The sequence below is a fragment of the Treponema sp. R80B11-R83G3 genome (genome assembly GCF_054786115.1).
Genome location: NZ_BDHF01000609.1, coordinates 21424 through 33037 on the forward strand (window position 1 = coordinate 21424; position 11614 = coordinate 33037).

An 11614-nucleotide genomic window follows, 5' to 3' on the forward strand; every position below is an offset into this window, starting at 1 on the left:
ATATAAACACTAGCATTATATCACTAATAAATATTTTTGTTAAGCGGTTTTTAGGGTATCTTTGCCTTTATCGCCCTGCCTTTTTTTGTCAGAAATGAATCGTTCTGTAATGCAATACTAATAATCCCGTCCGAATAAGGCGTTATGGTATAAACATTCCAAATAAGTTCAACACTATCATGATTTATATTGATTGTGTCAGGCGGCCATATATTGTCTCTTAAAAATAGATCAACATTGTAATCTTCCTTAATCATTTCATTTAAAAAATCATCGGGAAGCGGAGTCGCAATATCATTTATGCCAAGAAGGCGCTCTTGCGCAATATCAATAATAAAATATTCAGTCCAAATATATGAATGGGCGGCGGAAGAAAAAACATAATATTTATTATACTCAATTATTATATATGAATCGTTATAGTGCAGAATATTATAACTTTCATTAAAATAAGATTGATTGTAATATTTATTCCCGTCTTCTCCGATTATTGGCAGAAAATCTTTATCATCTATTGTTTTAATAAATTTTTCTTCCGCGTAGGCAAAATACTCGTCAAAATTTTTTCCCTGATAAACAAGCCTTTCCACCAGTTTCGCTTTCTTTTTGGAATAACCGACGTTTTCAATGCGAATATCAAACTCGGCGGTGAATGTCCCGTGAAGGCTCCTCTCGCTTTGATAATGCTTGCTTACAATATCATCAGCATTTTTACATCCGTAAAAAATGACAAAAATGGCAAATAATATTATAAAACACCTTGATTTCATGCCCATATTTCCTCTTATTTTATCAATATAAAAAAGAAAAAAAGAAAAATCAAGAAATTTTATTAAAAACATTGTTGCTTTTTTATTTTCTGTTGGTTATAGTTATGTTAACGAACGGTCGGTAACTGAGGTTAAATTGACAAAGACGGAAATTGAGGATGCGGCGTTCCGCGTTTGGGGCCGTAACTTTTACAGGAAAACCAGTCTCTCGCAGCTTGCAAAAGAATTGGGCGTAAGCAAGCCGGCCCTGTACCGCCATTTCGTGAGCAAACAGGCGCTTACCGCCGCCATGACGGAGCGGTTCATAGATGATTTCGCGAATTTTGTCCGCCCGGATTTTGAAAGAGCTTTGCAAATAAATGACGCGGACGACGGCATTTTTATAATTATTCAAAGCATAACCGACTATTTTGCACGTAACGTTTACGCGCTCATTTTTTCCATAACAAATATTTATGAGCGCAATCTTGAAGTTGATTCCATAGCGGACAGGCTTAAATCCCGGGGCGTGGACATGGGCACGCTTGAATGCGTAATAGAAAAAAAATATAAATGCGATCAAAAAACAGTACGGCTTGTTTTTGCCGCCCTCACATTTTTAATGTCTTATTTTCATAAAACAAAAAATACAATAGAAAATCCGCCTACCGTTGAAGATATTAAAAATATAACTGAATTGATAAATATGACGATTAAAAACGGCTTTAATCTTCCTCCGCAAAAGTCATCGCCTGATTTTGAAGATTTGGAAAAGAAGATTGACAAAATGGCGCTTAACGCTGAGATTGAACCGTTTTTTAAGGCTGTAGCCGAAGCCGTAGCCGAAGTAGGCCCGTGGGACGTGTCAATGGAGATGGTCGCTAAAAAATTAGGGCTTTCCAAAAGCAGTTTGTACGGACATTTTAAAAATAAAAAGGATATGCTACGCCGTCTTTTCCTTACCGAGTTCAGGCGCATTATTGAATATGCGCATCAGGGAATTAGTTTGTCCGTGAAAGCGGAAGAACAGTTGTACTTAGGGATTTTTTCAATAGCGGTTTATCTTAGGGCAAGGCCGGAAATACTTATTGCGATGAATTGGTTTCGCACGCGAAAACTGGATCTTGGCAAGCCGGATAAAAACCTTGAAATTTTCAGGCTTTTTGAAGACGTTGATATTGAATCGATTCGCGGCGCGGCGGAAGATTACAAACAGCGCATATCCCACATGATTTGTTTTTTATTGATAAATATTTTAGTGCATCCGACTCCGATATTTTCCGCTAAGCGGGAAAAAATGATCAAAATTGATAATTTAAAAGTGCAAAATAATGATATTAGGATGTTATATAAATTTATAACTCAAGGGCTTGGGGGCTTTACAAAATGAGAAAAAAACATTACATTGCGATTAATCGCAATATCAGGCGGAGCGAATGTATGTGCCGCCTTGGAATACAAGGCAAACTTTTACTTTGTATTCCGTGGATTATTAAAGGCCGCGCTTTAAGCGGGCCAAAGGAAGGAGTCAATGTATGAACCTTAAAAAACGGTATGCAGGCGGATTAAAATATCCGTTCTGTCTTGTAATTATCCTGTTGTTATGTGCAAATTTACAGGCGCAGGAGGCGGGAGCTTCTCCCATGAAGTTATCTCCCGATGAGGCTGTTAATCTTGCCTTAAAAAACAACCTGAGCCTTGAATCTTCGCGTTCAAGTCTTGCGACTAAAAAACGCGCCTCGGAATTTTCATGGAATCAATTTATTCCCAATATAACAGTTGCGGGAATTTTATCCATGGATAATGAGAAAAGCGATCCAACTACCGTTACTTTCCCTATTCCGGCAGGAGCAGGAACACCACAAACCATAAACGGAATTTCCGGCAATGTTGTCCCTTTAGCCGGATTTTTTATAAGCAATCCTATTGATGTCTCACAATGGCATATCGCGGCTAACATTCAGGCGTCTCTTACAATCAGCGCGGCAATGTTTGAAAACATAAAGCGTCTTCGCATTGATTACGAGGGCGGACTTTTAAGTTATGAAAAAGCCAAATCGCAGTTGGAACGCGACGTTCGCAAGGCGTATCATAATATTCTTCTGTTACAGGAAAACATCGCCCTTATGCGCGGCAGTTACGCGAACGCAGAGCGTCAGGTGCAAATGGCGCAGGCGAATTACAACGCGGGTCTTGCTCCCGAACTGACATTGCTTCAGGCGCGGGTGGCGAGGGAAAATATGCGGCCTGTTATCGATCAGGTGGAAAACGGGATGAAACTTGCAATGGCGCAGTTTGCCATGTTTCTGGGCATGGATTACAACGCTAATTTTGAACTGATACCAATGCCGGAAAACACAAATTTTGTGCCGCTTGACGTTTCAGAAATGATTTCTAAAGCGTCAAAAGAAAAACCTGACATTCAGGAACTAAGGCATACAATACTGATGATGCAAAGCGCGCGCAGGGCGCAGGTTTATTCCCTCACCCCAAGTTTAACTTTAAGCTGGAACACCACTTCGGCGTTTATAAAAGATCCGTGGAAAGACGCGTGGTTCGACTCAAGCGACGACTGGCGAAAATCAGGTTCTTTTTCCTTGACTTTCGCGGTACGCCTGCACAGTTTAATTCCTTACAGCGGTGATTTTCAAGGCATAAAAAATCTTGACGATCAGATCAAAACCGCGACAATCGGCCTTGCGCAGATGATCAACGGGACGGAAATTGAAGTTTACAACACCGTGCTTTCTCTTGAAAAAACGCGGATAAACACGCAGGCGCAGGCGGAAACGGTCAGGCTTTCCGAGCAATCGTACCGACTGACGGAAGAGGCGTACAGGGCGGGCTTGCAGGATTATTTTCAGGTTCAAAACGCGGAACAATCCATGCGGCAGGCGCGGGTTCAACTGCTTGAACAGCAATTTAATTATCTTAACGGTCTTATCGATCTTGAATATTCAATTGGGGTTCCGTTTGGAACTCTTTCAGGAAGGAGCAAATAATGAAAACTAATATTTCACGTAACAAAAAATTATACGGAATCTGCGGAGTAATTCTGTTATTAATGCTGGCGTTAGCCTTTTCCGGCTGCAAAAAAGATAAAAAGGCGGCGGAAAGGGCAAGAGAAGTGCCGGTATTCGCCGTCAATACCACTCTCGCGGTTAAAGGGCAAATACAGGATTACCTGACATTTTCAGGCGACATTGTAGCAGGTTCTACAATAGACGTTTATCCCGAAGCGGCGGGAAAAGTGACGGAGGTTTTTGTCTCAGTCGGCGACAGGGTAAGCAGGGGCGGCAGAATCGCTTCCGTCGATCCTTCGCGTCCCGGAATGACATTCCGTCAAAATATAGCGACTTCTCCAATTAGCGGAACTGTCGTCATGATCCCAGCCCAGGTGGGAATGACCGTAAGTCAGGCGGTGCCGCTTGCGCGAATATCAGGCGGAGGAGCGCTTGAAATAAAGCTAAGCATAGCGGAACGATTTATTTCAAGAATAGCGATGAACCAGTCCTGCGAAATTACGCTTGACGCGTGGCCTGGCGACGTTTTCCGAGGGAGCATAAGCGAAGTATCACCCACCGTCGATTTGGCGTCGCGTACAATGGAAGCGCGGGTAAACATAAGGGACTCAAGTTCCAAATTAAAACCGGGAATGTTCGCAAAGGTACGGGTTGTTACGGAACGGAAAAACAATGTTCTAAAAATTCCGGCACAAGCCGTAATTAGCAGATTCGGAGAACAGTTTGTTTATGTAATAGCGAAAGACGAAGAAAACCCGGATATTAACATCGTAAAAAAAACAATAGTGACCCCAGGCATTTTAATTGACGATGTAATGGAAATTCAAAAAGGGCTTGAGCCTGATAATGAAATAGTTATCAAAGGGCAGACGCTGTTAGACGACGGTTCAAGGGTCAATATTATCGAGCGGATGACGCCGCTGGGAGAATAAATATGAGTATGGTTAAAACGGTCGTATCACGGCCAACGACATTTTTAATAATTTTTGCCCTGCTTATCGGGCTTGGTTTTTTCGCGATGGCCAATCTTCCAATTGATCTGTATCCGGAAATAAATCCCCCCATTTTAGCGGTGTTTACCACCTATACCGGCGCGGGGCCTGAAGAAGTCGAACGCTCCGTTACGCGCATACTGGAAGCTGCCCTATCCAGCGCGTCCGGGCTTGAAAAAATGACTACCATATCCAGCAAAGGTTCAAGCGTCGCAATTATGGAGTTTACATACGGGACGGACATGTCGGACGCTTCCAACTCTATCCGCGACCTGCTTGAGCGCGTCAGAAACTATATGCCGACGGACGCGGACACGCCGATGATCTTTAAATTTGATCCGTCCATGATCCCAATCATGGGGCTTATGGTCACCTCGGACAAACGCACTCCCGAAGAGTTACGTGAAATCGCCGAAGACACGATAGTCCCGCGCATTGAGCAGACGCAGGGAGTGGCGACAGCTTCCGTAAACGGCGGCAGAGAAAGAATTGTCCGCGTAGAAATTCCGCAAAGCCGCCTTGAAGCCTACGGGCTGACAGTAACGCAAATCCAGCAGATGCTCACCGTACAGAATATGCAGACGGCCGCCGGAACCATCACAGAAGGGGGGCTTTCATATATTCTTACGACAATGGGAGAATATAAATCGTTAGAAGAAATCAGAAACACCGTTATCTCCTACAAGGGCGGAGGCTATTCAGGCGGACAGGTAGAAATGCCAAAGCAAATATACCTGCGCGACCTTGCCAATGTGTTTGACGGTTACCGCGATGAGACAAGCCTTGTCTATGTAAACGGCAGGGCGGCGGTAATGCTTTCGGTACAGAAACAAAGCGGAAAAAACTCCGTTCAAACCGCGAAGAACCTTCGCGCAAGACTGGATAGAATGGTTAAAGAACTTCCGCCTGACATAAAAATAACTGAAATTTTTAACACTACGGATACGGTGGAGAATTCTCTTAATCAGGTAACGTCAAGCGCGTTTAGCGGGGCATTGCTCGCCGTATTGATACTTTTTATCTTCCTGCGCTCGATAAAACCGACATTAATCATCGGAATAAGCATACCCGTATCCGTTATAATCACTATGATGTTAATGTACTTTTTTCATCTTACCCTCAACCTGATGACAATGGCGGGCCTTGTTCTTGGAATAGGAATGTTAGTTGACAACTCAATCGTTATTCTGGAAAATATTTACCATTACAGGGAAAAAGGCGCAAAGTTAAAAACCGCCGCAGTAATCGGCTCTTCGGAAATGATTGTCGCAATCACAGCCTCTACAATTACCACTATCTGCGTTTTCGCCCCCCTTGTCATGTTTAAGGGGCTTTTGGAAATGGCTGGCGAACTTTTTGCAGGCCTCGCTTTTACAGTCGTCATATCGCTGGGTATTTCCCTTTTCACCGCAATTTTCCTTGTTCCCATACTGTCAAGCCATTACCTGCCGCTTGTTACGCGCAAACAAAAACCGCTAACGGGTTTTTTCTCTAAGATCGACTCAAAGTTCGAGCGTTTTTTTATATGGCTGGAAAATAAATACCGGGGCGCCGTAAAAAAAGTGCTTAACCACAAATTAGTTGTTATAATTTTCCTGCTCGTTTTATTCGCGATAAGCATGGTTTTAATTCCAAGTATCGGCTGGGAATTTATGCCCCAGCAGGAAGAGGACAATGTAAGCATATCGGCGACTCTGCCGATGGGAACTCCTTTGGCGGAAACAGAAGCGGTTTTACAACAACTCCAATTGATTGTAGAAAAAGAAGTCAAAAGTTACGAAAGAATAATTCTTCGCGCCGGCGGCAGTTCTATGATGGGTATGGGCGGAACCAACAGCAATACCGGTTCACTGCGTATCAATTTAAAAAAATTCTCTGAAAGAATAGAGACCGCCAATGAAATAAAAGATATAATGCGGCCTTATTTTAATCAGTTCCCCGGCGTATTTTTTTCGTTTAGCAGCGGCGGCATGGGCGGCGGAATGATGGGCAGCAGCAATGTGGTAGACATAACTTTACGGACGGACAATTTGGAAAAAGGCAAGGTAATCGGGGAAAAAATTTCCGCATTGCTAAAGGAAAGGCTTTCCGATTATGTTAAAGAACCGCAAGTCGATTTAAAGGACGGACTGCCGCAGTATGAAATTGTTCTTGACCGCGAAAAAATGTACGCGCTTGGGCTTAACACCTACACGGTAGGCAATGAAATTAAAGCTGCGGTTGACGGCATTACCGCGACCAGATACAAGTCGGGCGGCAAGGATTACGACGTAGTTTTAATTCTTGCGGAAGCGGATCGCAACGCGTTGCCTGCTCTTGATAAAATTTTTATCAACAGCCAGATGGCGGGCAGGGTTCCTCTTTCCAGTTTTGTTCATTACAAGCAGGGAACAGGCCCATTAACAATTAACCGTGAAAACCAAAGCCGCGTTATTCACGTAACGGCGGGCGGCAAGCCCGGAGTAAAAACAAATCTTATACAAGAGCTTGTAGAAGATATTGTCAGAAGTGAAATTCCTATTGAAGACGACGTAATTATAGAGTACGGCGGCGCAAACGCCGAAATGGTTAAATTATTCGGGCGATTTATATTGATCTGTATCGTAGCCGTTTTCCTGGTTTTCGGCGTTATGGCGAGCCTCTTTGAATCATTCAGGGATCCATTCATCATAATCCTGACAATTCCGCTTTCAATGATAGGAATTGTCGCTATTTACCTTATAACCAATACAATCTTTAACGTATTGACCGCAGTAGGGCTTCTCGTGTTGTTAGGTGTAATTGTAAATAACGGAATCGTACTGGTTGATTACACAAACCTTCTGCGCAAGAGGGGCTACTCGCTTAATGACGCGTGTATCGAAGCCGCCGGAAACAGGCTTCGCCCGATATTGATGACGACGCTTACTACAGTGCTTGGCCTTTTGCCGATGGCATTCTTCCCCGGCGAAGGCACGGAACTTGTCGCGCCAATCGGCAAAACCGTTCTTGGCGGCCTTTCATTCGGCACGTTAATGACATTATTCCTGATGCCCGTCGTTTACGCCATAATAAACAAACATTCAGACAGACGCGCCGCGCTAGCTCAGGAAAAACGCGAAAAAATCGCCGCAGGCGAAGGACGCGCAAAAACTAAAATATCCGCAGATGCAGATAAGGAGGAATTATGATTCGGGTAGAGATAGTAGCAAATCGTTCTGTAGAGGAAAATATTCTTGAAGCCCTTGCCAAAGAAGGGGTTGCTAAATATTACACAAAGATTCCCAACGTGTTGGGAACAGGCGCCTGCGGTCCCCGCATGGGGGACGCGGTTTGGCCGGAAGAAAATTTCGCGCTTATCGTCTGGTGCGAGGAAGAGGAAGCGCAGGGCATAAAGCGGGCGATTGTAAAGGTGAAGGAAAAATTTCCCGGTGAGGGGATTAAATTGTTCGGGGTTTAATGCCGCGAACTGATATGAACAAGGACAAATGTATACATTTAAACGCTCTTCTGTGCAGTCGGGCAGTCTGCACAGAAGAAATTCTTTGAGCATACATCGTATAGCGGCTACGTAATGACAGCAACTACCAAAATTTCCTTAACAACTCCACAATATATTGTCATTATCACAAATATATGGTATAATAATTTAGGAGTAAATATGAGTGTAAGAGCTACAGAAAGGCTTATTGGCGATGCGGTTATCGTGACCGCGCTTGCGAAAAGTCCCCAAATGGTAGTCAAGGCTATCAATGAAGAAACTAAAATAATAACAACATCTTGGTTTTCTGATACAAATGCGTATCAAGAGGGTACTTTCCCGGCAAGCGCGCTTGATCGGGTAGAAGCCAAAAAACCTGTTCAAGCAGGAAAAACATCAAAAGCAAAAAAATAACTCTTGGCGTTTTTCTTTTAAATTATTATTAAAACTTCTAAAACAAAAACGAATATAGATTCGGCGGTATGCGTATTGGATCTATAAAGTAATCTCAGCTTTGACAGTTTGTATATTGTGCCGTATACTACACCATGGAGGCGCTGTAGATGATATCTGATAATGAATTTATGTTTATAATTAACGGCGATGAATTATTGTTTAATGACTATTCGGTTTTTTTACAACACAAGGATTGGGCAGAAAGTTTGGGTATTGTCGAAGATGAATTTAATAATATGGTACGCGGGACATGCGCAAAAACAGACGGGAAATGGTACGCTAATTTTTATTATAACTATGACAGAGAAGACGGCCGGTGCGCCGCAGCCGCGCGCAAATTCGCGCCTGCAATTATGAAATATTGCAAAACCAACTCTTTGGAAATTTTGTCAGATGAGGAACCGTTCATTATCCGGAAAGAACACGAACATGACGGTTGTACTATTTATAAATAAGTTGTATATTAACTATTATGGCTGTCGAAAAAGTTATTTTCATGATTTATGATGACAAAATAATGTTTAGAAGAAACTACACCTCACATGAAGAATGGGCCAAAAGTTTGGGGATCAGCGCCGAAGATTTTGAATTTATTGTTCGCGGCGTCGCCATCAAAGACGAAGGACATTGGTCTGCGTTTTTCCATTATGAAGATGAACAAAATGACGGCAGAAGCGCGGCAGCCGCCAATAAATTTGCGTCGGAACTGATGGATTATTGTAATGCCGAAACAATGGAAATTTTCTCGGATGAAGATCCGTTCATTATACAAAAAAAAGATTTACTTCAAACCAATACAAAATAAGTTAGCGTGTTGTAACTGAGTCATTATAATGCAAGAATTTCACTCAAAGGAAGCTTGGGAGATTATTTAAGCTCAGAATCCATCCTATGCTGCAGATTCTGCTGAATATATTTTCTGATTTTTGCGCGGACGTCGGGAGATATTCTCTGCGTATTAAATATCAACACATAAATTTTATCGCCATCAGTACGGGAACCAAAAACTACCGCTTCCGCTTTAAGGAGCATGCTCTGCAGTCTGATTTGTATGTCTTTATAAAGAGTTTTAGCTTTTAAACCAGGGTCATTGTTAAAAACACATGATATGCCGACAACGCTGACATCTTTAATAGTACCTTTAATAAAATTTCCGTCATGCGGCAAATTTATAGTTGCGGTAGTTTCATGTTCGGTTGAAGCTCGAAGATATTTTCTTCTGCCTTTCACATTCAAACTATCAAGGGTTTCGCTGATTTTTTGGGCGGCCCTGTTCATGTCCAGTTTTAAATTAATAAAGCCGCATGTAACATTAAGCTTGTTAACAAATTTATTTTTATATTCTTCATCGGTATTGGAAGAAAAAACTCCTAATTTAACTGTCGGCACGGAGGTATGTATCACTTCAATCCATTTTTCCAATTCACTTTTGTACGCGTTATCGTCAAGATTAACATAAACAATAGAATCGTTATATTTCTTTAAAACGCGCGTCAGACGAGCGGAATCCTTTACGGCATATATTTCAAATTCCAACTGCGTCAGTTCATCCATTATTTGGTTTTGCATTTGTACGGACGGACAGAGGAAAAACACCTTTTTACCGACAATTTCCGTATTAATTACTTCAACTTTCTTTTCCGGCGCGGATTCGCCTTGAGCGCTTTCAGCCTTCTGTTCCGCTGTAGATTCAGATTGGGTACTTTCATCTTTACCGGCATCCGCTGGTTTTACTTCATCTTTCTTTTCCGGTACAGATTCAGACTGAACATTTTTTTCTTTACCGGCATCCGCGGATTTTACTTCATCTTTTTTTTCCGGTTTAGAGCCGGATTGAACCTTTTTATCGCTCATAAGATAAGAATAAAGTAAAGTAAAAAAATATACAAGCCGTCAGCGAATGCCCAAAAGTTCCATCTCAAAAATCAAAAAGCTGTTTGCCGGAATTACGCCGCCTACCGCCCTGTCTCCATAAGCGAGTTCGGGAGGAATAACTACAAGCCGCTTCTCGCCAACCTTCATATCAAGAACAGTCTCATCCCAACCGGGAATAACTTTGCCCGTCCCTGCGGCAAATTCCAAAGGCTGGCCCCTTAGAGTAGAATCGTCAAAAACAGTCCCGCTAAGCAGTTTGCCCGTATAATGGACTCTTACCGTTTTACCGCGTGTCGGTTTTTCGCCCGTCCCCTGTTTTTGAATAATGTAATAAATGCCAGATTTTGTTTGCTGGGCGTTGGGATAGTCTTTTTTTATTTTAGCGATATCGCTTTGACGTTGATTTTTCAATTTGCCCTCTTCCGCCGACTTAATCTGTTTGAGCAATCTGTCAAAATTTTCCTGATCTGCCTTAAACGCGATAGCGTCCGCCCCATTGCGTATTATGGTAATTTTCTGAATTTTATCGCCCTGCTTTGTCGTGTTTACGATATTTTGCCCCTGAACGACATAACCAAAAACCGTATGTTTTCCGTCCAAATGGGGAGTGGGAACAATAGTGATAAAAAACTGACTGCCGTTCGTTCCGGGACCCGCGTTTGCCATGCTTAAAACGCCGGGTCTGTCATGCTTTAAAGCCGGAACTATTTCATCGGGAAACTCATAACCCGGCCCTCCCCTGCCGTTACCCTGCGGACATCCGCCCTGTATCATAAAGTCCTGCGCGTCCCCGTTTGCTTTTGAAATAACGCGGTGAAAAGTCAGTCCGTCATAAAAACGCTTGCCTCTCAGGTTATCCATTTTACCTTCCGCCAAAGCGACAAAATTACAAACCGTAAGAGGGACGCGCTGGTATTCAAGTTTTACAATGATGTCACCTCGGTTGGTTGTAATTTGCGCAAAAAGCCCGTCGCCCAGATTCTGGGCGTTAATTGTTTCTGTACCGCTCAAAATTAATATAACTCCAATAATTAAAAATTTTATTTTCTTCATAATACT

General features: G+C 42.6%; 12 protein-coding genes. 9 read left to right on the forward strand and 3 right to left on the reverse strand.

Features of this window, described 5'->3' with window-relative positions; translation table 11 throughout:
- Positions 1 to 50 precede the first annotated feature (50 nt).
- Complete coding sequence (locus ACYVRH_RS16160) at positions 51 to 770, reverse strand: hypothetical protein (RefSeq protein WP_461257871.1); 720 nt, start codon at positions 768 to 770, stop codon at positions 51 to 53.
- 136 nt (positions 771 to 906) lie between these two features.
- On the opposite strand from ACYVRH_RS16160, the gene ACYVRH_RS16165 reads away from it, so the two are divergent.
- The 9 genes from ACYVRH_RS16165 (at position 907) to ACYVRH_RS16205 (ending at position 9485) form a co-directional block, all read left to right on the forward strand.
- A complete protein-coding gene (locus ACYVRH_RS16165) occupies positions 907 to 2139 on the forward strand; it encodes a TetR/AcrR family transcriptional regulator (RefSeq protein ID WP_461257872.1) in 1233 nt (410 codons plus the stop codon).
- Entirely contained in the window at positions 2136 to 2288 is a 153-nt protein-coding gene (locus ACYVRH_RS16170; protein WP_461257873.1) for a hypothetical protein, read from the forward strand. Before ACYVRH_RS16165 ends, ACYVRH_RS16170 begins: the two co-directional genes overlap by 4 nt.
- Positions 2285 to 3751, forward strand: a complete 1467-nt coding sequence (locus ACYVRH_RS16175; RefSeq protein WP_461257874.1) for a TolC family protein — start codon at positions 2285 to 2287, stop codon at positions 3749 to 3751. Before ACYVRH_RS16170 ends, ACYVRH_RS16175 begins: the two co-directional genes overlap by 4 nt.
- Positions 3751 to 4704, forward strand: a complete 954-nt coding sequence (locus ACYVRH_RS16180) for an efflux RND transporter periplasmic adaptor subunit (protein ID WP_461257875.1) — start codon at positions 3751 to 3753, stop codon at positions 4702 to 4704. Before ACYVRH_RS16175 ends, ACYVRH_RS16180 begins: the two co-directional genes overlap by 1 nt.
- A gap of 2 nt (positions 4705 to 4706) precedes the next feature.
- A complete protein-coding gene (locus ACYVRH_RS16185) occupies positions 4707 to 7934 on the forward strand; it encodes an efflux RND transporter permease subunit (RefSeq protein WP_461257876.1) in 3228 nt (1075 codons plus the stop codon).
- A complete protein-coding gene (locus ACYVRH_RS16190; protein WP_461257877.1) occupies positions 7931 to 8203 on the forward strand; it encodes a PG0541 family transporter-associated protein in 273 nt (90 codons plus the stop codon). Before ACYVRH_RS16185 ends, ACYVRH_RS16190 begins: the two co-directional genes overlap by 4 nt.
- Before the next feature lie 114 nt (positions 8204 to 8317).
- The gene (locus ACYVRH_RS16195; protein ID WP_461257878.1) at positions 8318 to 8638 is read left to right on the forward strand and encodes a hypothetical protein; all 321 of its coding nucleotides are present in this window, start codon (positions 8318 to 8320) and stop codon (positions 8636 to 8638) included.
- Between the two features lie 149 nt (positions 8639 to 8787).
- Positions 8788 to 9135, forward strand: a complete 348-nt coding sequence (locus ACYVRH_RS16200; protein ID WP_461257879.1) for a hypothetical protein — start codon at positions 8788 to 8790, stop codon at positions 9133 to 9135.
- A 17-nt stretch (positions 9136 to 9152) separates the two neighbouring features.
- Positions 9153 to 9485 (forward strand): hypothetical protein, encoded by a 333-nt coding sequence (locus ACYVRH_RS16205; RefSeq protein ID WP_461257880.1) that lies wholly within the window; start codon positions 9153 to 9155, stop codon positions 9483 to 9485.
- 62 nt (positions 9486 to 9547) lie between these two features.
- On the opposite strand, the gene ACYVRH_RS16210 is transcribed toward ACYVRH_RS16205, so the two are convergent.
- Positions 9548 to 10534 carry a PilZ domain-containing protein gene (locus ACYVRH_RS16210; RefSeq protein ID WP_461257881.1) on the reverse strand — a complete coding sequence of 329 codons (987 nt, stop codon included), beginning with the start codon at positions 10532 to 10534 and terminating at the stop codon, positions 9548 to 9550.
- 39 nt (positions 10535 to 10573) lie between these two features.
- Entirely contained in the window at positions 10574 to 11608 is a 1035-nt protein-coding gene (locus ACYVRH_RS16215) for a peptidylprolyl isomerase (RefSeq protein ID WP_461257882.1), read from the reverse strand.
- Between the last annotated feature and the right edge of the window lie 6 nt (positions 11609 to 11614).

Excerpts from the sequence above, each read along its gene's own strand:
- ACYVRH_RS16215 (WP_461257882.1), bottom strand. The coding sequence starts at position 11,608 with ATGAAGAAAATAAAATTTTTAATTATTGGAGTTATATTAATTTTGAGC.
- ACYVRH_RS16200 (WP_461257879.1), top strand. The coding sequence starts at position 8,788 with ATGATATCTGATAATGAATTTATGTTTATAATTAACGGCGATGAATTA.
- ACYVRH_RS16205 (WP_461257880.1), top strand. The coding sequence starts at position 9,153 with ATGGCTGTCGAAAAAGTTATTTTCATGATTTATGATGACAAAATAATG.
- ACYVRH_RS16160 (WP_461257871.1), bottom strand. The coding sequence starts at position 770 with ATGAAATCAAGGTGTTTTATAATATTATTTGCCATTTTTGTCATTTTT.
- ACYVRH_RS16210 (WP_461257881.1), bottom strand. The coding sequence starts at position 10,534 with ATGAGCGATAAAAAGGTTCAATCCGGCTCTAAACCGGAAAAAAAAGAT.
- ACYVRH_RS16175 (WP_461257874.1), top strand. The coding sequence starts at position 2,285 with ATGAACCTTAAAAAACGGTATGCAGGCGGATTAAAATATCCGTTCTGT.
- ACYVRH_RS16170 (WP_461257873.1), top strand. The coding sequence starts at position 2,136 with ATGAGAAAAAAACATTACATTGCGATTAATCGCAATATCAGGCGGAGC.
- ACYVRH_RS16195 (WP_461257878.1), top strand. The coding sequence starts at position 8,318 with ATGACAGCAACTACCAAAATTTCCTTAACAACTCCACAATATATTGTC.
- ACYVRH_RS16180 (WP_461257875.1), top strand. The coding sequence starts at position 3,751 with ATGAAAACTAATATTTCACGTAACAAAAAATTATACGGAATCTGCGGA.
- ACYVRH_RS16190 (WP_461257877.1), top strand. The coding sequence starts at position 7,931 with ATGATTCGGGTAGAGATAGTAGCAAATCGTTCTGTAGAGGAAAATATT.
- ACYVRH_RS16185 (WP_461257876.1), top strand. The coding sequence starts at position 4,707 with ATGAGTATGGTTAAAACGGTCGTATCACGGCCAACGACATTTTTAATA.